General features: G+C 73.6%; 20 protein-coding genes. 15 read left to right on the top strand and 5 right to left on the bottom strand.

The features are described 5' to 3' along the window. The first annotated feature begins 63 nt into the window (after positions 1-63). Genes VKA29_RS00830 through hutI form a run of 3 tightly spaced genes read left to right on the top strand, consistent with a single transcriptional unit; the run spans position 64 to position 3814 of the window. Positions 64-1266, top strand: coding sequence for an allantoate amidohydrolase (locus VKA29_RS00830; protein WP_324783563.1), 1203 nt, complete (start codon positions 64-66; stop codon positions 1264-1266). Next, positions 1257-2630 carry a formimidoylglutamate deiminase gene (locus tag VKA29_RS00825; RefSeq protein WP_420718421.1) on the top strand — a complete coding sequence of 458 codons (1374 nt, stop codon included), beginning with the start codon at positions 1257-1259 and terminating at the stop codon, positions 2628-2630. Before VKA29_RS00830 ends, VKA29_RS00825 begins: the two co-directional genes overlap by 10 nt. After that, on the top strand, positions 2627-3814 hold the full coding sequence (hutI, locus tag VKA29_RS00820) for an imidazolonepropionase (protein WP_324783139.1): 1188 nt from the start codon (positions 2627-2629) through the stop codon (positions 3812-3814). Before VKA29_RS00825 ends, hutI begins: the two co-directional genes overlap by 4 nt. A 163-nt stretch (positions 3815-3977) precedes the next feature. On the opposite strand, the gene VKA29_RS00815 is transcribed toward hutI, so the two are convergent. Further along, the gene (locus VKA29_RS00815) at positions 3978-4886 is read right to left on the bottom strand and encodes an RNA polymerase sigma factor SigF (protein ID WP_420718420.1); all 909 of its coding nucleotides are present in this window, start codon (positions 4884-4886) and stop codon (positions 3978-3980) included. Between the two features lie 250 nt (positions 4887-5136). Between VKA29_RS00815 and VKA29_RS00810 the strand changes: the two genes are divergently transcribed. The 6 genes from VKA29_RS00810 to VKA29_RS00785 all read left to right on the top strand — a co-directional run bounded on the left by VKA29_RS00810 (position 5137) and on the right by VKA29_RS00785 (position 10782). Then, a complete protein-coding gene (locus VKA29_RS00810; protein ID WP_324783137.1) occupies positions 5137-5523 on the top strand; it encodes an STAS domain-containing protein in 387 nt (128 codons plus the stop codon). A 226-nt stretch (positions 5524-5749) separates the two neighbouring features. Further along, on the top strand, positions 5750-6322 hold the full coding sequence (locus tag VKA29_RS00805; protein WP_324783136.1) for an ATP-binding protein: 573 nt from the start codon (positions 5750-5752) through the stop codon (positions 6320-6322). 320 nt (positions 6323-6642) lie between these two features. Then, on the top strand, positions 6643-7356 hold the full coding sequence (locus VKA29_RS00800) for an LPXTG cell wall anchor domain-containing protein (protein ID WP_324783135.1): 714 nt from the start codon (positions 6643-6645) through the stop codon (positions 7354-7356). A 104-nt stretch (positions 7357-7460) separates the two neighbouring features. Further along, the gene (locus VKA29_RS00795) at positions 7461-8291 is read left to right on the top strand and encodes a hypothetical protein (protein WP_324783562.1); all 831 of its coding nucleotides are present in this window, start codon (positions 7461-7463) and stop codon (positions 8289-8291) included. Further along, positions 8288-9445: a hypothetical protein gene (locus VKA29_RS00790; protein ID WP_324783134.1), complete on the top strand. Its 1158-nt coding sequence runs from the start codon at positions 8288-8290 to the stop codon at positions 9443-9445. The genes VKA29_RS00795 and VKA29_RS00790 overlap by 4 nt, the downstream gene beginning before the upstream one ends. Before the next feature lie 62 nt (positions 9446-9507). Then, entirely contained in the window at positions 9508-10782 is a 1275-nt protein-coding gene (locus VKA29_RS00785; RefSeq protein ID WP_324783561.1) for a hypothetical protein, read from the top strand. Between the two features lie 87 nt (positions 10783-10869). On the opposite strand, the gene VKA29_RS00780 is transcribed toward VKA29_RS00785, so the two are convergent. Beyond that, the gene (locus VKA29_RS00780; protein ID WP_324783133.1) at positions 10870-12366 is read right to left on the bottom strand and encodes an oligopeptide:H+ symporter; all 1497 of its coding nucleotides are present in this window, start codon (positions 12364-12366) and stop codon (positions 10870-10872) included. Between the two features lie 314 nt (positions 12367-12680). On the opposite strand from VKA29_RS00780, the gene VKA29_RS00775 reads away from it, so the two are divergent. Together VKA29_RS00775 and VKA29_RS00770 are read left to right on the top strand one after the other, a co-directional pair. Further along, positions 12681-13358, top strand: coding sequence for a response regulator transcription factor (locus VKA29_RS00775; protein WP_020940464.1), 678 nt, complete (start codon positions 12681-12683; stop codon positions 13356-13358). Positions 13359-13436: 78 nt separating this feature from the next. After that, a complete protein-coding gene (locus tag VKA29_RS00770) occupies positions 13437-14711 on the top strand; it encodes an ATP-binding protein (RefSeq protein ID WP_324783132.1) in 1275 nt (424 codons plus the stop codon). Between the two features lie 141 nt (positions 14712-14852). On the opposite strand, the gene VKA29_RS00765 is transcribed toward VKA29_RS00770, so the two are convergent. Then, positions 14853-15371, bottom strand: coding sequence for a GtrA family protein (locus VKA29_RS00765; RefSeq protein WP_324783131.1), 519 nt, complete (start codon positions 15369-15371; stop codon positions 14853-14855). Positions 15372-15658: 287 nt separating this feature from the next. Here VKA29_RS00765 and VKA29_RS00760 point away from each other — a divergent pair, with 287 nt between their 5' ends. The 4 genes from VKA29_RS00760 to VKA29_RS00745 all read left to right on the top strand — a co-directional run bounded on the left by VKA29_RS00760 (position 15659) and on the right by VKA29_RS00745 (position 19908). Further along, positions 15659-16798 (top strand): 5-(carboxyamino)imidazole ribonucleotide synthase, encoded by a 1140-nt coding sequence (locus VKA29_RS00760; protein ID WP_324783130.1) that lies wholly within the window; start codon positions 15659-15661, stop codon positions 16796-16798. After that, on the top strand, positions 16795-17319 hold the full coding sequence (gene purE / locus VKA29_RS00755; protein WP_324783129.1) for a 5-(carboxyamino)imidazole ribonucleotide mutase: 525 nt from the start codon (positions 16795-16797) through the stop codon (positions 17317-17319). The genes VKA29_RS00760 and purE overlap by 4 nt, the downstream gene beginning before the upstream one ends. A 5-nt stretch (positions 17320-17324) precedes the next feature. Next, the gene (locus tag VKA29_RS00750) at positions 17325-18509 is read left to right on the top strand and encodes a dipeptidase (protein WP_324783560.1); all 1185 of its coding nucleotides are present in this window, start codon (positions 17325-17327) and stop codon (positions 18507-18509) included. 127 nt (positions 18510-18636) lie between these two features. Continuing rightward, complete coding sequence (locus VKA29_RS00745; RefSeq protein WP_324783128.1) at positions 18637-19908, top strand: dipeptidase; 1272 nt, start codon at positions 18637-18639, stop codon at positions 19906-19908. A gap of 115 nt (positions 19909-20023) precedes the next feature. Here the strand turns inward: VKA29_RS00745 and VKA29_RS00740 are convergent, their stop codons facing one another. Both VKA29_RS00740 and VKA29_RS00735 read right to left on the bottom strand, forming a co-directional pair. Beyond that, entirely contained in the window at positions 20024-20413 is a 390-nt protein-coding gene (locus VKA29_RS00740; protein ID WP_420718412.1) for a VOC family protein, read from the bottom strand. Positions 20414-20427: 14 nt separating this feature from the next. Next, complete coding sequence (locus VKA29_RS00735) at positions 20428-20787, bottom strand: VOC family protein (RefSeq protein WP_324783126.1); 360 nt, start codon at positions 20785-20787, stop codon at positions 20428-20430. Positions 20788-20791 lie beyond the last annotated feature (4 nt).

Below are 20791 nucleotides of genomic sequence, written 5' to 3'. Positions count from 1 at the left end.
GCACCGGCCGACGTGCCGGGGACCGCCGTGCGGCCCGTCGCGGCCGGCGACTCCTTCCACGAGATGTGGGACCGGCTGCGTCCCGTCGGCCGGCACTCCGAGTCCGGCGGCTACCGCCGGTTCGCCTGGACCGGCGCCGACGCCGAGTGCCGGGCCTGGTTCCGGGAGCAGGCGGACGCGCGCGGACTGACCCACGAGGTCGACCGCAACGGCAACCAGTGGGCCTGGCTGGGCGATCCGGCCCGGGGGGACGCCGTCGTCACCGGGTCGCACCTGGACTCCGTGCCCGACGGAGGGGCCTTCGACGGCCCCCTGGGCGTCGTGTCGGCCTTCGCCGCCCTGGACGAACTGCGCGGCCGGGGAGCGCGGTTCGCCAAGCCCGTGGCCGTCGTCAACTTCGGCGACGAGGAGGGCGCCCGGTTCGGGCTCGCCTGCGTCGGCTCACGGCTGACCGCCGGGAAGCTCACCACCCGGCAGGCGCACCTGCTGACCGACGCCGACGGCGTCACCCTCCCCCGGGCCATGGAGGCCGCCGGATACGACCCCGAGGCCATCGGGCCGGACCCGGAACGGCTCGCCCGCATCGGCGCGTTCGTCGAACTGCACGTCGAGCAGGGCCGGGCGCTGGACCTGTCCGGCGACCCCGTCGGCATCGCGAGTTCCATCTGGCCGCACGGACGCTGGCGGTTCGACTTCCGGGGCGAGGCCAACCACGCGGGCACCACCCGGCTGGCGGACCGCCGCGACCCCATGCTGCCGTACGCCGAGGCCGTGCTCGCCGCCCGCCGCGAGGCCCGGCCGGCCGGCGCCGTCGCCACCTTCGGCAAGGTCGCGGTCGAGCCGAACGGCGTCAACGCCGTCCCGTCCCTGGTGCGCGGCTGGCTCGACTCCCGCGCCGCCGACCAGGAGAGCCTGGACACCGTGGTCGCGGCGGTGGAGGCCGCGGCCCGCGACCACGCCCGGGAACACGGCGTCGACCTCGACGTCGTCCGTGAGTCCTTCACGCCGGTCGTCGAGTTCGACCACGCCCTGCGCGACGAGATCGGCCGCATCCTGGGAACCGGCGACCGGCTGAACGTGCCCGTACTGGGTACCGGAGCGGGACACGACGCCGGGATCCTCGCCGGGAGCATCCCGACCGCCATGCTGTTCGTGCGCAACCCCACCGGCGTCTCGCACTCCCCGGCCGAGTCCGCGGCCGAGGACGACTGCGCGGCCGGGGTGCTCGCGCTCGCCGACGTACTGGAAGGACTGGCCTGCAGGTGACGGCGACCCACACGTACTGGCTGGAGCACGCCTGGCTCGGCACCCACGTCGAGCCCGGTGTCGCCGTCGAGGTCGCGGACGGCCGCGTCACCGCCGTCCGGCGGGACACGCCCGCCCCGCCGCCCGGCGCCGCGATCCTGCGCGGCCTGACCCTGCCCGGCCTCGCCAACGCGCACAGCCACGCCTTCCACCGCGCCCTGCGCTCCACCGTCCAGGTCGGCTCCGGCACCTTCTGGACCTGGCGCGAGATCATGTACGCGACCGCCGACCGGCTCACCCCGGACACCTACCACGACCTCGCCCGCGCGGTGTACGCGGAGATGGCGCTGGCCGGTGTCACCGCGGTCGGCGAGTTCCACTACGTCCACCACGCCCCCGGCGGCACCCCGTACGCCGACCCCAACGCGATGGGCGAGGCGCTGATCGCGGCCGCCGCCGAGGCCGGCATCCGCATCACCCTCCTGGACGCCGCCTACTTCTCCTCCGGCTTCGGCGAGCCACCAGGCGCCCACCAGCTCCGCTTCTCCGACGGACACGCCGACGCCTGGGCCGAACGCTGTTCAGTTCTCAAGGAACGGGATCACGCGCGGATCGGAGCGGCGATCCACTCCGTGCGGGCCGTGCCCGCGGGCCAGCTGGCGACCGTGGCGCGGTGGGCCCAGCAGCGGAACGCGCCGCTGCACGTCCACCTGTCCGAGCAGCCCGCCGAGAACGACGCCTGCCGGGCCGCCCACGGCTGCACGCCCACCCGGCTGCTCGCCGACCACGGCGTCCTCGGCCGGCGCACCACCGGCGTCCACAACACGCACCTCACCGACGAGGACATCGCCCTGATCGGCGGCAGCTCCACCGGCACCTGCATGTGCCCGACCACCGAGCGGGACCTCGCCGACGGCATCGGACCCGCCGCCGCCCTGCAGGCCGCGGGCTCCCCGCTCAGCCTCGGCTCCGACAGCCACGCCGTCATCGACCTGCTGGAAGAGGCGCGCGCCATGGAGCTGGACGAACGGCTGCGCACCCGCACCCGCGGCCACTGGACGGCCGCCGCCCTGCTGCGCGCCGCCTCCGCCGACGGCCACGCCGCGCTCGGCTGGGACGGGGCCGGCCGGATCGAACCGGGCGCGCTCGCCGACTTCACGACGATCGCGCTGGACTCCGTCAGGACGGCCGGCGCGCTGCCCCGGCTCGGCGCCGAGACCGCCGTATTCGCCGCGACGGCGGCCGACGTACGGCACACGGTCGTCGCGGGCCGGCACATCGTGCGCGACGGGGCGCACACCCTGGTGCCGGACGTGCCGCAGGCCCTCGCCCGGGCCGTCGCGGCTCTGCGCGAGGGAACCCCACCATCACCGAGGACGCCATGAGCAGCAGCACAGCCAGCAGCACGGCCATCGTCAACATCGCCACGCTGATCACCAACGACCCCTCCCTCGGTGACGGATCTCCCCTCGGACTGGTCCAGGACGCGGCGCTCGTCATCGAGGGCGACCGTGTCGTGTGGACCGGTGAGTCAAGCAAAGCACCCGCCACTGACAACCGGGTCGACGCCGAGGGCCGGGCGGTCCTCCCCGGCTTCGTCGACTCGCACTCCCACCTGGTCTTCGCGGGGGACCGGACCCGGGAGTTCAACGCCCGCATGTCCGGCCGGGCCTACCGCGCGGGCGGCATCCGCACCACCGTCGCCGCCACCCGCGCCGCGAGCGACGAGGAACTGGAGGCAAACCTCACCCGCTACCTCGCCGAGGCCCTGCGCCAGGGCACGACCACCATGGAGACCAAGTCCGGCTACGGCCTGACCGTCGCCGACGAGGCCCGCGCCCTGCGCATCGCCGCCCGCCACACCGAGGAGGTCACCTACCTCGGCGCCCACGTCGTCCCCGAGGAGCACGCCGACGACCCGGCCGGCTACGTCGGCCTCGTCACCGGCGAGATGCTCGACGCCTGCGCGCCGCACGCCGGCTGGATCGACGTCTTCTGCGAGAAGGGCGCCTTCGACGGCGACCAGGCCCGCGCGGTCCTCACCGCCGGCCGGGCCCGGGGCCTCCGTCTCCGCGTCCACGCCAACCAGCTCTCCCACGGCCCCGGCGTGCAGCTGGCCGTCGAGCTGGGCGCGGCCAGCGCCGACCACTGCACCCACCTCACCGACGCCGACGTCGACGCCCTCGCGCACGGCGACACCGTGGCGACCCTGCTGCCCGGCGCGGAGTTCTCCACCCGCGCCGAGTGGCCGGACGCCCGGCGCCTGCTGGACGCCGGGGCCACCGTCGCGCTGTCGACGGACTGCAACCCGGGCTCGTCGTTCACCTCGTCGATGCCGTTCTGCGTCGCGCTCGCCGTACGGGACATGCGGATGACGCCGGACGAGGCGGTGTGGTCCGCCACGGCGGGCGGGGCGGCGGCCCTGCGCCGGGACGACATCGGCCACCTCCGGCCGGGCGCGTACGCGGACCTGATCGTCCTCGACGCGCCGAGCCACGTCCACCTGGCCTACCGCCCGGGCGTCCCGCTGGTCACCGGCGTCTGGCGGCGGGGCAGGCGGCTCCACTGACCGGTGGGCCGCTCCCCGGCGGGCCGCTCCCCGACGGACCGCCGGGAGCGGCCGCCGGGAGCGGCCGGTGGGCGCGCGTCCATGAAGAAGACCATGAAGACGTCCATGAAGACGTCCGTGAGGGCCACCGGGAGCGGTCCGGTCCGCCGCCCGTCGGCGGGCGTCACTCCTCGACGGTCAGCCCCTTGCGCAGCCGCACCAGCGTCCGCGACAGCAGCCTGGAGACGTGCATCTGCGAGATGCCCAGCTCCTCGCCGATCTCCGACTGGGTCATGCCCGCCACGAAGCGCAGGGAGAGGATCTTCCGGTCACGCGGCGGCAGCCCGGCGATCAGCGGCTTCAGCGACTCGACGTACTCGATGCCCTCGATGCCGTGGTCCTCGTAGCCGATGCGGTCCGCGAGCGCGCCCTCCGCGTCGTCCTCCTCCGGCTGGGCGTCCAGCGAGGAGGCGGTGTACGCGTTCGACGCCGCCATGCCCTCGACGACCTCGTCGTTGGAGATGCCGAGACGTTCGGCCAGCTCCGCCACCGTCGGCGCGCGGTCCAGCTGCTGGGCCAGCTCGTCCCCGGCCTTGGCCAGGTCCAGCCGCAGTTCCTGGAGCCGGCGCGGGACGCGCACGGACCACGACGTGTCGCGGAAGAATCGTTTGATCTCGCCGACGATGGTCGGCATGGCGAACGTGGGGAACTCCACCCCGCGCGAGAGCTCGAAGCGGTCGATCGCCTTGATCAGGCCGATGGTGCCGACCTGGACGATGTCCTCCATCGGCTCGCTGCGGGAGCGGAACCGGGAGGCGGCGAACTTGACCAGGGCGAGATTCAGCTCCACGAGGGTGTTGCGGACGTAGGCGTACTCATGGGTGCCCTCCTCGAGGGACTCCAGCCGCTCGAAGAGGGTCTTGGAGAGGGCGCGGGCGTCGACCGGTCCCACCTCGTCGTACGGGGGGATCTCCGGGAGCCCGGCAAGCCCGGCGGCAGCGTCCGCGTCGGCGTCCTCTGCGAGATCCAGAGGTTCCGGAAGGGGGGCCGGCGTCTCCTGACGGGAACGCGATGCGTCGAGCCGGGGTGACATGGTGTCCTCCATCGTTCTCGGCATATGGCTGCCGAAGCCAGTACCTGCACTGCGGTGTGCGGCGCCTCCAAAGCCGGCCGTGTCGGTTGCGTGTTTATCTAGCCCTACCCGCTTCCCCGAGCCCCTCGCAAGTGAGCTACGTGCTGATATGTCCGTTAGCTTGGGGTTGTTCGGGTGTCGGAGAGTGTGGAGAAGGCGTAGTGTTCGAGGGCGTCAGTCAGCAGCCTCGACGTCGGGAGAGAGAGACGGCATGGACCGCGGGACGGTCGGCAGCGCACAGTCTGGCCGGCTACTGGTGGAGGTTCGGGAAGAGGGCTCCAGCGCCGTCGTGACCCCGGCGGGCGAGTTGGACCACCACACGGCCGATCTGTTGCGTGAGCCGCTCGAGGACTGCCTCGACAAGGGACGCAAGCGGCTTGTCGTGGACTGCTCACGGCTGGAGTTCTGCGACTCCACCGGGCTCAACGTGCTGCTCGGCGCGCGGCTGAAAGCCGAGGCCGCGGGCGGCGGGGTGCACCTCGCGGGGATGCTGCCCGTGGTCGCACGGGTCTTCGAGATCACGGGGGCGGACGCGGTGTTCGCCATCCATGACACGCTGGAGGCGGCCCTCGCCGACGAGGCCGAAGAGGCGGGCTGACCCGGCCGGGCGTCCGGCCGGTCCGGTGCCGGGCCCCGGGCGCCCCTGCACGACCGGCACTTTTCCGGGCGTCACGCCTTCCGTGCCGAACCGAGGGGTGTTCCACCGGTCCGGTCGGGCAGGAGACATCCTGAAACATTGTCGGCAGGCAGAGCGGCGCATCCGTCGCCCGGCCGCGTACTGACTCCTGAATGATGAACTGGTGAATCGGTGAGGTGAAGCGCTGATGAGCACCACCCGGCCTTGCTCGCCGGGCGACCGCGGCCCGGAGCCCAGCGGCGCTTCCGGGGCGTCCGAGGGGTGCGTGCCCGTGACCGGGGCGTCCGGCGGGGACGTGGCCGCGTCGTCAGCGGCATCCGCATCGTCAGCGGCATCCGCATCGCCCGGGGGGCGCCAGGTCCGCAGACTGAGTTTCGACGGCGAGAGCGGGGTCGTGCCGCTCGCCCGCGACTTCACCCGGCAGGCGCTGTACGCATGGGGGTGGCTGCCCGCCGCCACCGCCGACCGGCGGGCCGCCGCCGAGGACGTCCTGCTCGTCGTCTCCGAACTGGTCACCAACGCCTGCCTGCACGCCGAGGGGCCGGACGAACTGGGCATCACCTGCGACAACAAGGTGATCCGCGTGGAGGTCTCCGACCGCGGCGGGGGTCAGCCGGCCCCGCGCAACCCGCACCGCGCGGGCCGTCCCGGCGGCCACGGCATGTTCATCGTGCAGCGGCTGTGCCTGGACTGGGGAGTCGTGCGCACGCCGGGAGCGGCGGGCAAGACCGTCTGGGCGGAGCTCGGCGCACCGGCCTGAGCACGCCCTGAGCCGGCCGCTGCCCGGCCGTACCGCGTGCGGGTCGGGCCGCCCCCGCCTCGGCGTGTGCGCCGATCGCGGTCCCGGTCGGGCGCCCGTGCCCGTCGTCCCGGACGCGTGAGTCACCGGGGCCCGGCCCCGACGCCCCGGCGGCGGGGCGTCGGAGCGTCGGGCGAACGTCGACTCCCCCGTACACACCCCGGATCCGCACAACTCCGGTCCGTACCGTGTCTTCCCCTCTTCCGGCCCCGGGCGTACCTTGACGGCCCGATCTGATGTGCCGTCAGGAAGCGTCAGGAGACAGGAAAGGGAGCGGAACCGTGTCGTACCGGAAACGAACCGCCGCGCTCGCGTCCGCCGCGGCCCTGGCCGGCTCGGCGGTGCTGATGGCCGCCCCCGCAGCCCATGCCGAGGTCGTCGACGTCGACTACCGGTGCAAGACGCCGATCGGCGACAAGAGCGCCGTCTCGCCCATCGACATGAAGGGCGTCAAGAGCGGCAGCGGCTACCGGATCACCATGTCGTGGCGGAAGGGCGTCTCCTCCAGCCCGGTCGAACTGGGCAAGGGCGCGATGAACCCGAGCGCCACCATCGAACTGGGCGGCGCCGACAGCGGCACCCTGTCCGTCACCGGCCCCGCCAACCAGGCCGCCATCCCGGCCGACACACCCATCAAGATCAGTGACCTGTCGGGCACGTACACCCCGAAGAAGACCGGCAAGGTCACCTTCACCGCGGGCGTGCTGACCATCAAGGCGCTCGGCACGACCACCACCTGCACGCCGTCGAACAACCCGGGACCGTCGCTGACCCTCGACGTGACGGCAGCGGGCGGCGGCGGCTCCTCCGGCGGCACCCAGAGCGGTGCCGGTACCGGTACCGGTGCCGGTACCGGTACCGGCGACAGCCTCCCGCAGACCGGCCCCGAGGACTCGGCGATCGCCCTCGGCACCCTCGGCGGCACCGTGCTGCTCACGGGCGCCGCGGGCGCGCTGTGGCTGACGCGGCGCCACCACCGGACGGCGCGCCGCTGACCCCGACCGCCCGAACGAGGCCGCCCGAACGAGGCCGCCCGAATGAGGCCGCCCGAATGAGGCCGTACGAACGAGGCCGCCGCGCCTTCCCGCTGGAGCCGCCGATGCCGTCCGCCGCCCGTGTCGCCCTGTGCCTGCCCGCCCTGCTCCTGCTGACCCCCGCCCCGGCGGCCTCCGCGGCCGACGGCTGGTCGCTCGCGCCCACCGGCGGCTCCCGCCCCGCCTTCTACGCCGAGGGCCCCGAGGGGACGGTCCTGCGGGACACGGTGTCCGTGACGAACCGCGGCGGGCGGGCGGTCACCGTGCGGCTGTACGGCACCGGCGTCCACGTCGTCTTCGCCGCCACCCGGGTCCGGGTCCCGGCCCGCACCCGGGCCGAGGTGCCCTTCACCGTGACCGCCTCCCGCGACCGGACCGGCGAGATCGTCGCCCGTGACGCCGACGGCCGCTCCCGGTCGGTGCCGCTGCGGCTGAGGTCCGGCGGGCCCGCCCTGCCCGCGCTGACCGTCGAGCGGGTGACCGTACGCGCCGACGGCATCGCCTACGAACTGGTCAACCGGGGCACGACCGTCCTGGCGCCCCGGCTCGCCGTGCACGCCGACGGCCTGTTCGGCGCGGTCCTCGACCGGCCCCCGCGCAGCCTGCCCGTCCGGTTGCCGCCCGGCCGCCGCCTGAGACTCACCGAGCCCTGGTCCGGCCGTCCGGCGCTGGACGCGGTCGACGTGCGGCTGACGGTGACGGCTGCGGGCGGGGCGCGCGACAGCGCGGCGACGCGGGCGCGTTTCGTGCCCCGGGGCGCGGTGCCGGGGGCCGCCGGGGCGGTGGCGGCCGCGGGCGCCCTGTTCGCCGTACGGCGTCGGGCGCGCCGTCCGGGTGGCGCCGCGCCCGGGTCCCCGCTCCCGGCGCGGACCGAGCCGACGGGAGCGGGGACGTGAAGGGCGCGGTGCGGATCGCGGCGCTGGCGGCGGCGCTGGCGGCGGCGCTCGCCCTGCTGCTGCCGACGGCGGCGGGCACGGCGGTGGCCGCCGACGGGCCGGCCGTCCGGCTGTCGACGTCCCAGGCGGGCACCGGCGGCTCGGTCACCGTCCGCGGCAGCGGCTGGCGGGCGCACACGCTGCTGATGGTGCTGATCTGCGGGCAGGCCGTGCCGTCGCGCGGCGTGCCAGGCGGCACCAACTCCTGCGCCAACGCCGACGGCCGGGCCGTCACCACCGACGCCCACGGCTCCTTCAGCCGGAAGCTGCCGGTCGCCGAGCCGCCGGTGCCGTGCCCGTGCGTGGTGCACGTGGCCACCGTGACCGGCGCGCGGGCCCAGGCCGACGCCGTCTTCCAGGTGGCCGGGCACGCCGTCGAACCGCTGCCCGCCCGCCCGGCCGGCGGACGCCTGTCGGTCCTCACCGACACCCGGCTCGACGGCTCCGGCGGCCTGCTCACCTGGTTCGGCGCCCCGCCCGCGCGCACGCTGGTCCTCACCGTCGGCAACGTCGGCACGTCCGCCGTGAAGGACCCGGTCTTCCAGGTCGGCACCTCGCACGGCGTGTTCGCCCCGCAGTGGGAGGACCAGCGGTGGCGCGGCACGATCCGGCCCGGTGAGCGCGCGCGGATCGAACTGCCCGTCGAGCTCACGGGGGGCGCGCACGGCGACTACACCGTCTCCCTCAAGTACGGCGGGAAGGTCCTCGCCGAACAGCCCTGGGGCGTGGGGCGTCCCTGGGGCGTGACCCTGTTCTGGGTGCTGGCGTTCCTGGTCGTGCCGGCCGCGGTGTTCCGGGCCGGCATGGCCCTGGTGGACCGGGTCCGGCCACGGCGCGCCGGCGGCGTCCGGCACCGCGGTCCGCGCCTGCCGGTACCTGGCCCGCGCCTGCCTGGATCCGGCCCGCGCCTGCCGGGGATCGCCCGGCGTCTGCCGGGGCTCGCCGCGCGTCTGCCGCGGTTCGCCGCGCGGGCGGAACAGGCACCACCCTCCGCTTCGACCCTGCCGTGGTTCACCCCGGACTCCGATCCGGGGGCGGCCGGTCGGCTCTCCGCACCGCACGACGACAGCCCGACGAGTCACACGACTCCCACCAGGAGGAAGGGACCCCCGTGAGCGAGCGAAGGAGAGTCACGCCGGCCGGCCGGCTGAGAGCGGGTGCCGTGGGCGCCGTGACGGTGCTCTGCGGCGCGGGCGCGCTGCTCGGCCTGACGGCCGGTTCCGCGCGGGCCGCGGAGGTGTCGTACGCGACGCACTGCGTGCCGCCCGCCGGCATCGACCCCGTCGACGGCACCACGAAGGTCGACATCATCGCCCCCGCCACGGCGAAGGTGGGCGACACCGTCGACATCGTGTGGAAGTTCGTGCAGGCCGCGTCGAAGAACCCGGACATCATCGATCTGCCCGCGAATTCCGTCCAGCCGTCCGGCACCCTCAAGGCGGCCGGCGCGCAGACCGCCGACGTCACCGTGCGGGGGCCGCGGGAGAACCCGGCGATCCCCAAGGGCGGCGCCATGGTGCTGTCCGACATGAAGGGCACCCTGAAGCTCACCGCGCCCGGCGAGGTGACGCTGACGCCGGGCGCGTACACCGTCAACGCGATGTCGACGAACACCGTGTGCACACCCACCGGGACGGTGCAGAAGGCGGCGACCATCGAGGTGACGGCGGGCGGCGGCGGCACCTCCAGCGCCTCGCCCACCGGATCGGGCACCGCGTCGCCCACCGGATCGCCCACCGGGGCGCCGTCCGGGACGGGCACGCCGAGCGCCTCGCCGTCGGGCGGGGACGACGGGGGCACGGACACCGGCGGCTCGGGTTCGGGCGGGCAGACCGACTTCACCGGCAAGCAGGTCGACATCCCGTACACCTGTCAGTCCCCCATCGGGGAGAAGAAGGCGACCTCGCCGATCCGGATCGACGCCAGGAAGGACGGCGGCGGCTTCGGCCTCACCGTGCGGTTCGGGAAGTCCGTGATGAACAGCCCGGCCGACATCCCCAAGGGCTCGGTCAAGCCGTCGATGGAGGTGGTCCTGGGCGGCGCGGACAAGGGCACCGTGCACGGGGCGGGGCCGGTGAACGCCGAGGACATCAAATCGGGCGACCCGATCGCGATCCCCGACCTGACCGGTACCTACAAGCCGGGCGCGACCGGCAGGTCGACGCTCTCCCCGGGCGTGCTGACCATCGAGGCCCTCGGCACCACCACGACGTGCACCCCCGACAGGACGGCGGTCTCCCTGACCCTGGACACCACGCAGCAGGCGAACGGCGCCTCGGGAGGCTCGGGCGGCTCGTCGGCGATCGGCGGCTCGGCGTCGTCGGACGGCGGACTGGCGGCGACGGGCGCGGACGACCACGGCGCCCTGAAAGCCCTGGGCCTGGTCGCCGGCACGGCGGTCCTGCTGGGCGGCGCGGTGTTCACGTTCCTGCCGGGCCGCCGCACCCGCTGACGGCGGAGGGCCGCCGTACCCGGTGGGTGCGGCGGCCCCTTCGGCGCTGCCCGGCGCGCGGCGCGGCGCGCGGGCGGCGGGCGGCGGTCAGTGCACGTCGCCCATGAGGGCCTTCACCTTCCGGCGGTACATCCACACCGCCACGCCGGCCACGGCGGCGAGCGCGGCCTCCAGGGCCACGATGCCCGTCTTGTTCAGGTCGACTCCGGCGATGGAGAGCAGGCCGGTCGTGGCGTCGCCGGCGGTGACGGCCAGGAACCACACGCCCATCATCTGCGAGGCGTACTTCGCGGGCGCCATCTTCGTCGTCACCGACAGACCCACCGGCGACAGCGTCAGCTCGCCGACCGTCTGCACGAAGTAGATGCCGACCAGCCACAGCGCGGCCGCCTTGTGACCGCCGTCCGCGATCGCCAGCGGGGCGAGGAAGAGGAAGAAGGACGCGCCGATCAGCACCAGGCCCATCGCGAACTTCACGGCGGTGCTCGGCTCCTTGCCGCGCCGGGCCAGAGCCAGCCAGGCCCAGGCGAACAGCGGCGCCAGCGCCATGATCATGACCGGGTTGACCGACTGGTACCAGGAGACCGGGAACTCCCAGCCGAAGACCGTGTTGTCCGCCGAGGACTCGGCGAACAGCGACACCGTCGAGCCGCCCTGGTCGTAGATCATCCAGAACACGGCAGCGGCGACGAAGAACCAGATGTACGCCGACATCTTCGACTGCTCGGCCCGGTCCAGCTCCCGGTCCCGCTTGATGCGGGCGATGACCAGCACCGGGATGATCAGCCCGGCCAGGGTGATCGGCACCAGCAGCCAGTTCAGCGTGTAGTGGCCGGAGAAGCCGACGATCGCGTAGAAGACGACCGCCACCGCGGCCCAGAACGCCGACTTGCGCAGGGTGGCCGCCTTCTCCGCGGCCGACAGCGGGGTCGGCACCAGGCTCGAGCGGGCGCTGAGGTGGCGGCCGCCGAGCAGGAACTGGGTGAGGCCCAGCGCCATGCCGAGCGCGGCCAGCGCGAAGCCCAGGTGCCAGTTGACGTTCTCGCCGACCGTGCCGATGACCAGCGGCGCGACGAAGGCGCCCAGGTTGATGCCGATGTAGAAGACGGTGAAGCCGCCGTCGCGGCGCGGGTCGTCCGGGCCGTCGTAGAGGTGGCCGACCATCGTGGAGATGTTGGCCTTCAGCAGACCGGAACCGATCGCGACCAGGCCGAGGCCCGCGTAGAAGGTGCCCGCGTTCGGCAGGGCCAGGGTGAGGTGGCCGAGCATGATGACCGTGCCGGCCACCGCGACCGTCCTGCGGGGGCCGAGCACGCGGTCGGCGAACCAGCCGCCGGGCAGGGCGAGCAGGTACACGAGCGACAGGTACACCGAGTAGATCGCGGTCGCCGTCGCCGTGCTCAGATGCAGGCCGCCCGGGGCCACCAGGTAGAGCGGGAGCAGGGCCTTCATGCCGTAGTAGGAGAAACGCTCCCACATCTCGGTCATGAAGAGGGTGGCCAGTCCGCGGGGGTGGCCGAAGAAGGTCCGCTCGGAACCGGGGGTGCCCGGGATCGCCGAGTCCTTCGTCAGGCTGGACGCCATGGTTGTGGTCCTTGCTGATCGTTCATTCCCAGGCCGGCGATGGCCGGCCGCACGCAAAAGAGACCTTCAGCGACATCCTTGCCGAAGGTCCCCGCGGTGCTACAGGCGTAGTTTCACCATACGGCAGGACAGAGTCGGAAATGGAAGGACTTGAGACGCGAATCACAGGTTGAGACGGAACCGCACGCCACTTTTCCAAGGTCTGCCGGTGATCGCACCTCGCACCCACAGGTTCGTACCGGTACGCCCAAAGGTAAGAACCGGGGACGGCGATCACACCGCGGCTCCTGACCGGGGCGGTCTACCATCACCTCATGACCCGTGTACTGCTCGCCGAGGACGACGCGTCCATCTCGGAGCCGCTGGCCCGTGCCCTGCGCCGGGAAGGGTACGAGGTCGAGGTGCGTGAGGACGGACCCACCGCGCTGGACGCCGGGATGCAGGGGGGCGTCGACCTGGTCGTGCTGGACCTCGGGCTGCCCGGCATGGACGGCCTGGAGGTCGCCCGCCGGCTGCGGGCCGACGGCCACACCGTGCCCATCCTCATCCTGACCGCGCGCGCCGACGAGGTGGACACCGTCGTCGGTCTGGACGCGGGCGCCGACGACTACGTCACCAAGCCCTTCCGGCTCGCCGAACTGCTCGCCCGCGTCCGGGCCCTGCTCCGGCGCGGCGCGGCGGAGCCGCAGCAGCCGCCCGCCACGCACGGCGTGCGCATCGACGTCGAGTCGCACCGCGCCTGGATGGGTGACGAGGAACTCCAGCTCACCGCGAAGGAGTTCGACCTGCTGCGGGTGCTGGTGCGGGACGCCGGCCGGGTCGTCACACGGGACCAGCTGATGCGGGAGGTCTGGGACACCACCTGGTGGTCGTCGACCAAGACGCTCGACATGCACATCTCCTGGCTGCGCAAGAAGCTCGGCGACGACGCGGCGAACCCCCGCTACATCGCGACCGTGCGGGGTGTGGGCTTCCGCTTCGAGAAGAGCTAGCCCTACAGGACGTTCCGGCCGCGCGCGCCGCGCCCTTGGCACACTGGTCGTCGTAGAGCCACTGCTCGGAGGGCCCCTGTGCGTCGTCGTCTCATCCAGTCCACGCTCGCCGTGGTGCTCGTCGTCATCGCCGTGTTCGGTGTGTCCCTGGTCATCGTGGAGACGCGGACGATCACCAACAGCGCCCGGGAACGGGTCGGCTCCGAGGCGCAGCGGCTGGCGAGCATCGTCGACAGCCGGCTCATCGGCGACGGCACGGTCAGCGCGGAGGTGCTGCGCGGCCAGGTCACCCAGGACCGCTACGCCCGGATCCGGATCCCCGGGCAGCAGGCCATCGAGGTCGGCGCCAGGCCGTCCGGCGAGGTCATCCGGGCCACGGCCAAGGGCGAGGAGGGCGAGACGGTCACCGTCGAGGAGCCCCGCTCCAGGGTGACCCGGGAGGTCGGCCGTACGCTGCTGATCATCGGCCTGGTGGCGCTGCTCGCGGTCGTAGCGGCGGTGCTGCTGGCCATCCGCCAGGCCAACCGGCTCGCCTCCCCGCTCACCGACCTCGCCGAGACCGCCGAACGCCTCGGCTCGGGCGACCCGCGCCCCCGGCACAAGCGCTACGGCGTCCCCGAGCTGGACCGGGTCGCCGACGTCCTGGACTCCTCCGCCGAGCGCATCGCCCGCATGCTGACCGCGGAACGCCGGCTGGCCGCCGACGCCTCCCACCAGCTGCGCACCCCCCTCACCGCGCTGTCGATGCGGCTGGAGGAGATCACCCTCACCGACGAGCTGGACACGGTGAAGGAGGAGGCCAACGTCGCGCTGACCCAGGTGGAGCGGCTGACGGACGTCGTCGAACGCCTGCTGACGAACTCCCGCGACCCGCGCACCGGCTCCGCGGTCTCCTTCGACCTCGACGAGGTCATCCAGCAGCAGCTCGCCGAGTGGCGCCCTGCCTACCGCAGCGCCGGCCGCGCCATCGTCAGCTCCGGCAAGCGGCACCTCCAGGCGGTCGGCACGCCGGGGGCGGTCGCACAGGTGCTGGCGGCGCTGATCGAGAACTCGCTGATGCACGGCGGCGGCACGGTGGCGCTGCGCACCCGGGTGACCGGCAACCAGGCGGTCGTCGAGGTCACCGACGAGGGCCCCGGCGTGCCGGCCGACCTCGGGGCGCGGATCTTCGAGCGCACCATCAGCGGCCGCAACTCCACGGGCATCGGTCTCGCGGTCGCCCGGGACCTCGCGGAGGCGGACGGCGGACGGCTGGAGATGCTCCAGACGAAGCCGCCGGTGTTCGGGCTGTTCCTGTCCCGCACGCAGCCGCTGAAGAAGCCCCCGCACGAGGAGGAGCCGACGGTGCGGTGACCCGCCGCCCGGCTCACGTGCCGCCGCCCGGCTCACGTGCCGTGGTCCGGCTCACGTGCCGTGGTCCGGCTCACGTGCCGTGGTCCGGCTCACGCGCCGCCGGTCAGTTCGCGCGGTGCCGTCAGGCTGATGTGCCGCCGGTCAGTTCGCGCGCTGCCCGGCCTTCGACCGGCGCGCGGCGGTCCCGTCCGCCCGTCCCAGCAGCGACTCCGCGTCCGCGACGGCGGCCTCCACGGCCGGCAGCGTGCGGAACACCCAGGTGCGGTACGACCAGAAGCGGAACAGGGTCGCGATGCCGATGCCGACGACCTTGAAGACGTTGCGCTGCAGGGAGCTGTCCCAGCCGAAGCCGTAGATGGCCGCGTACAGGATGCCGTTCTCGATGACCAGGCCCACCACGCTGAACGCCAGGAACAGCGCCAGCTCCCGGGTGCGGGCGCTCTTGTCGCGGTCCCGGTAGGTGAAGTAGCGGAAACCCACGTAGTTGCAGGCGATGGCGACGACCGTCGCGATCACGTTGGCGCGCACGGCCTGCAGGCTGGTGAGGTGCCACAGCAGGTTCGACACGCCGAAGTTCACGACCGTGCCGAGCGCGCCGACGGCGCCGAATCTGGCGATCTCGTGGGTGAGCCTTCGCAGCCCGGAGGAACCAGGTTCCATGGTCGTGAAGGCTCCCGTCGGGTCGGTTGGGTCGACCTGGCCATGCTAACCACCCGCCTGTGCGATTGCCCGCGGATGAGCCGTCGGCCGGGGAAGAAGTACGCAAGAGCTGCGGAAAGGCTGCGGCAAGAAGGGAAAAACGGCCGTCGGCGGGGCCCGAGAGGGGACCCGGAGGGCGCCCGGAAGAGGGCCGGGAAGAGGGCCGGGAAGAGGGCCGGGAAGGGCGCCGGAGGAAGGCGGGAGCGGCCGGAAACCTCCCACCGCGGCGCGGCCGATACCCTAGGGGCGTGACGTTCCCGGTAGTCGGCATGGTCGGCGGGGGCCAGCTCGCTCGTATGACACACGAGGCGGGCATCCCGTTGGGCATCAGGTTCAAGCTCCTCAGTGACACTCCCCAGGATTCCGCGGCGCAGGTCGTCGGTGATGTCGTCGTCGGCGACTACCGCGACCTCGACACGCTGCGCGAGTTCGCGCGCGGGTGCGACGTGATCACCTTCGACCACGAGCACGTGCCCACCGAGCACCTGCGGGCCCTGGAGGCGGACGGCATCCCCGTGCGCCCGGGTCCCGACGCGCTCGTGCACGCCCAGGACAAGGGGGTGATGCGCGCCAGGCTCGACGCGATCGGCATCCCGTGCCCACGGCACCGGATCGTGAGCGATCCGGCCGACGTGGCTGCGTTCGCCGCTGAGGGCGACGGTTTTCCGGTCGTCCTGAAGACCGTCCGCGGCGGCTACGACGGCAAGGGCGTGTGGGTCGTGGACTCCGTGGAGGAGGCCGCCGATCCGTTCCGCGCGGGCGTCCCGGTCCTCGCCGAGGAGAAGGTCGACTACGTCCGCGAGCTCGCCGCCAACGTCGTGCGCTCCCCGCACGGCCAGGCAGTCGCCTACCCCGTGGTGGAGTCCCGGCAGGTCAACGGCGTCTGCGACACCGTGATCGCGCCCGCTCCCGGCCTCGACGACGACCTCGCGCTGCACGCCGAGCAGATGGCCCTGACCATCGCCAAAGAGCTGGGCGTCGTCGGCCATCTCGCCGTCGAGCTGTTCCAGACCCGCGACGGCCGCGTCCTGGTCAACGAGCTGGCGATGCGCCCGCACAACTCCGGCCACTGGTCGCAGGACGGCGCGATCACGTCCCAGTTCGCCAACCACGTCCGCGCGGTCCTCGACCTCCCGCTCGGCGACCCGCGCCCGCGCGCGAAGTGGACGGTCATGGTCAACGTCCTGGGCGGCGACTACCCGGACATGTACTCCGCGTACCTGCACTGCATGGCGCGCGACCCCCAGCTCAAGATCCACATGTACGGCAAGGACGTGAAGCCCGGCCGCAAGGTCGGCCACGTCAACACCTACGGCGACGACCTGGACGACGTGCTGGAGCGCGCCCGTCACGCTGCCGGCTACCTGAGAGGCACGATCACCGAATGAGCCCAGTCGTAGGCATCGTCATGGGGTCGGACTCGGACTGGCCCGTCATGGAGGCCGCCGCCAAGGCCCTGGACGAGTTCGAGATCGACTACGAGGTCGACGTCGTCTCCGCGCACCGGATGCCGCGCGAGATGGTCGCGTACGGCGAGCAGGCGGCCGACCGGGGCCTGAAGGTGATCATCGCGGGCGCGGGCGGCGCGGCCCACCTGCCCGGCATGCTCGCCTCCGTCACCCCGCTGCCCGTCATCGGCGTCCCCGTCCCGCTGAAGTACCTCGACGGCATGGACTCGCTGCTGTCGATCGTGCAGATGCCGGCCGGTGTGCCGGTCGCCACCGTCTCCGTCGCCGGCGCCCGCAACGCCGGCCTGCTGGCGGCCCGCATCCTCGCGGCGCACGACGAGGACCTGCTCTCCCGCATGCGCGACTTCCAGCAGGAGCTGAACGACCAGGCCACCGAGAAGGGCAAGCGCCTGCGCGCCAAGGTCGAGGGCAACGGCAACGGCTTCGGCTTCGGGAAGTGAGCGCGATGACCTCGCCCTCGCTGCCGCGGGCCCGGACCCTGCTGGGCGAGTTCCCGGTCGTCGACGGCCACAACGACCTGCCGTGGGCGCTGCGTGAGAAGGCCCGCTACGACCTCGACGCCCTCGACGTGGCCGTCCGCCAGGATGCCGCCCTGCACACCGACATCCCGCGGCTGCGCGAGGGCGGCGTCGGCGCCCAGTACTGGTCGGTGTACGTGCCGTCGGACCTGCCCGACCCGGTGCCGGCCACGCTGGAGCAGATCGACTGCGTACGGCGGCTGCTGGCGCGCCACCCCGAGGACCTGGCGCCCGCGCTGACGGCGGCCGACATGGAGTCCGCGCGCGGCGAGGGCCGCATCGCCTCCCTGATGGGCGCCGAGGGCGGCCACTCCATCGCGAACTCCCTGGGCACCCTGCGCGGCCTGTACGAGCTGGGCGTGCGCTACCTGACCCTCACCCACAACGACAACGTGGACTGGGCGGACTCCGCGACGGACGAGCCCGGCGTCGGAGGCCTGTCGGCGTTCGGCCGCGAGGTCGTCCGGGAGATGAACCGCCTCGGCATGCTGGTCGACCTCTCCCACGTGGCCGCCACGACCATGCGGGACGCGCTCGACGCCACCGCCGCCCCGGTGATCTTCTCCCACTCCTCCTCCCGCGCGGTGTGCGACCACCCGCGCAACATCCCCGACGACGTCCTCGAACGCCTCCCGGCCAACGGCGGGGTGGCGATGGTGACGTTCGTGCCGAAGTTCGTGCTCCAGGCGGCCGTGGACTGGACGGCCGCGGCCGACGAGAACCTGCGCGCGCACGGCCTGCACCACCTGGACACCGGTGCCGAGGCGATGCGGCTGCACCGGGCCTTCGAGGAGCGCAACCCGCGCCCGGTCGCCACGGTCGCGACGGTCGCCGACCACCTCGACCACATGCGCGAGGTCGCCGGCGTCGACCACCTGGGCATCGGCGGCGACTACGACGGCACCGCCTTCACCCCGGACGGCCTCGGCGACGTCTCCTGCTACCCCAACCTGCTGGCCGAACTGCTCGACCGCGGCTGGTCCACGGCCGACCTGGCCAAGCTGACCTGGCAGAACGCGGTGCGGGTGCTGGGCGCGGCGGAGGACGTGGCCCGTGACCTCCGGGCGACCCGCCCGCCGTCCCACGCCACCATCGACGTGCTCGACGGCTGATCGCCGGCCCGCCCCGGCGGCGACCGCGCGGCCGGGGCGGTACCCCCGAACGCACCGCCCACCAGGAAGCCCCGCGGGCGGCGTGCGACGGTGGCCGTACGGACACCGATCACGTACGGAGACCGCCATGGCAGACCTCCAGCCCCAACTGCACACCAGGACAGAGGTCGGACGGCTCGGCGATCTGCCCGGGCCGTTCCCCGCGGAGCCCTACGACGCCGAGGACGCGCCGTACGACGCCGAGGACGCGCCGTACGACGGCGAGGGCGAGCCGTACGACGGCGAGGGCGAGCCGTACGACGGCGAGGGCGAGGCATACGACGGCGCGGGCGGGCCGGAGGGCGACGCGGGTGACGAGGGCGGCGCGGGCCGGCCCGAGGGCGGAGCCGCGGCGGATCTCGTCGAGCGGGCCCATGCCCTGCTCGCCGACCACCCCGTCGCCGACGGCTACAGTGCCCTGCCCTGGGCGTTGCGGCACCTGGCCTGGTACGACCTGGAGGCCGGCGAGAGCGCCGTCGACACGGACGTGCCCCGGATGCGCGAGGGCCACGTCGGCGCGCTGTTCTGGTCGCTGCACCTGCCCGACGGGCTGACCGGGGACCGCGCGATCGGCGCGACCCTGGAGCAGCTGGACCTGATCGAGAACGTCACGCGGGCGCACCCCGAGGGCCTGCGCCTGGCCCGCACCGCCGGTCAGCTCATCGACGCCCGCCTGTGCGGCCGGGTCGCCGTCGTGCCCGGCCCGGCCGGCGCCTCCTGCCTCGGCGACTCCCTCGGCATCCTGCGCGCCCTGCACTCCCTGGGCCTGCGCGTGCTGACCCTGGCCGGCGTCTCGTGGGCGGGCGAGGCCGGGCTGACCCGGTTCGGCGAGGAGGTGGTGCGGGAGATGAACCGGCTCGGCGTCCTCGCCGACCTCTCCGGCGCCTCCCCGGAGACCGTGCGCCGTGCCCTCGTCGTCTCCAGGGCGCCGGTGGTGTTCACCCGCTCCGCCGCCCGCTCCCTGCGCCCCCACCCGGCCAACCTCACCGACGACCTGCTGGCCGAGCTGGGCGCGGCCGAGGGCGTGTGCATGGTGCCGCTGACCGCCGAGCAGACCGGCCCGAGCGTCCGGGACGTCGCCGATCACCTCGACCACGTCCGCGCCGTCGCCGGACCGGACTGCGTCGCCCTGTCCGGCACGTACGACGCGGGCACCGCCCACCCGCAGGAGCTCGGCGACGCCTCCTGCTACCCGCACCTGATCGCGGAGCTGCTGCGCCGCGACTGGCCGGAGACCGACATCGCCCTGCTGACCTGGGGCAACGTCCAGCGCCTGTTGCGCAGCGCCGACTTCACCGCCCGCGCCGCCCAGCAGCGCCGCGAGCCGTCGACGGCGACGATCGGCGAACTGGACGGCTGACGGCTGACCGCCCCGGTCCGGCGGCTGACGGCTGACGGACCGGGGCGGCCGGCGGCCGCATCGACGCGGGCGGCGCCGGACCGGACGCCGGACCGGACGCGGCCGACGGCCGGGCTCAGGAGTGCTCGATCCGGCAGAGGCAGAACGGATGCCCGGCCGGATCGGCGTACACCTGGAAGTCCTTCTTCTCCCGGTCCTCCAGGTCCAGCGGGCGCGCCCCCAGCGACAGCACCCGGTCGTGGGCCGCGTCGATCTCCTCCCACGTCGATCCGGCGTCGAAGTCGAGGTGGAACTGCTGGGAGTCGCGGTCCGCGCGCGGCCACCGCGGCGGGGCGTACCCCTCCGCCCGCTGGAAGGCCAGCCGCGGCCCGCCGGGCACCTGGAGGACGACCCAGTCGGGGTCCTCCCGCACGGGCGTACCGCCCACCACACCCGCGTAGAAGCGGGCGAGCGCGCCCGGGTCGGGGCAGTCGAGGACGACGGAGCGGAAGCGTGCCACGGTCACAGGGGACCTCCCGGTCAGCAGGCGCAGAGACAGAACGGGTGCCCGGCCGGGTCCGCGTAAACCCGGTAGCTCCGCGAACCGTCCCCGGCGTCCAGCACCTTCGCGCCGAGCCCCAGCACGCCCTTCTCGGCCGCGTCCAGGTCCGGGACGCTCAGGTCGAGGTGCAACTGCTGCGAACGGTCCGGCGCGGGCCACTCGGGCGCCACATGACCCGGCACGGCCTGGAAGGCCAGCGTCCGACCGCCGGGGGTCCTCAGGTCCACCCAGTCGTCGTCGCCCTCCACGGTGCCGCCCAGCACCTCGGCGTAGAAACCGGCGAGGGCACGGGGGTCCGGGCAGTCCAGTACGACGGCGCCCAGTTCGGCGAGAGCCATGGCT

The sequence above is a fragment of the Streptomyces sp. H51 genome (assembly GCF_035656535.1).
Lineage (GTDB): Bacteria > Actinomycetota > Actinomycetes > Streptomycetales > Streptomycetaceae > Streptomyces.
This window is presented reverse-complemented; position numbering and strand designations above follow the sequence as displayed.

Coding starts and splice junctions, on each gene's coding strand:
- VKA29_RS00735 (WP_324783126.1), bottom strand. CDS start 20,787: ATGGCTCTCGCCGAACTGGGCGCCGTCGTACTGGACTGCCCGGACCCC.
- VKA29_RS00805 (WP_324783136.1), top strand. CDS start 5,750: ATGAGCACCACCCGGCCTTGCTCGCCGGGCGACCGCGGCCCGGAGCCC.
- VKA29_RS00745 (WP_324783128.1), top strand. CDS start 18,637: ATGGCAGACCTCCAGCCCCAACTGCACACCAGGACAGAGGTCGGACGG.
- VKA29_RS00830 (WP_324783563.1), top strand. CDS start 64: ATGTGGGACCGGCTGCGTCCCGTCGGCCGGCACTCCGAGTCCGGCGGC.
- hutI (WP_324783139.1), top strand. CDS start 2,627: ATGAGCAGCAGCACAGCCAGCAGCACGGCCATCGTCAACATCGCCACG.
- VKA29_RS00775 (WP_020940464.1), top strand. CDS start 12,681: ATGACCCGTGTACTGCTCGCCGAGGACGACGCGTCCATCTCGGAGCCG.
- VKA29_RS00795 (WP_324783562.1), top strand. CDS start 7,461: ATGCCGTCCGCCGCCCGTGTCGCCCTGTGCCTGCCCGCCCTGCTCCTG.
- VKA29_RS00750 (WP_324783560.1), top strand. CDS start 17,325: ATGACCTCGCCCTCGCTGCCGCGGGCCCGGACCCTGCTGGGCGAGTTC.
- VKA29_RS00780 (WP_324783133.1), bottom strand. CDS start 12,366: ATGGCGTCCAGCCTGACGAAGGACTCGGCGATCCCGGGCACCCCCGGT.
- VKA29_RS00815 (WP_420718420.1), bottom strand. CDS start 4,886: ATGTCACCCCGGCTCGACGCATCGCGTTCCCGTCAGGAGACGCCGGCC.
- purE (WP_324783129.1), top strand. CDS start 16,795: ATGAGCCCAGTCGTAGGCATCGTCATGGGGTCGGACTCGGACTGGCCC.
- VKA29_RS00810 (WP_324783137.1), top strand. CDS start 5,137: ATGGACCGCGGGACGGTCGGCAGCGCACAGTCTGGCCGGCTACTGGTG.
- VKA29_RS00765 (WP_324783131.1), bottom strand. CDS start 15,371: ATGGAACCTGGTTCCTCCGGGCTGCGAAGGCTCACCCACGAGATCGCC.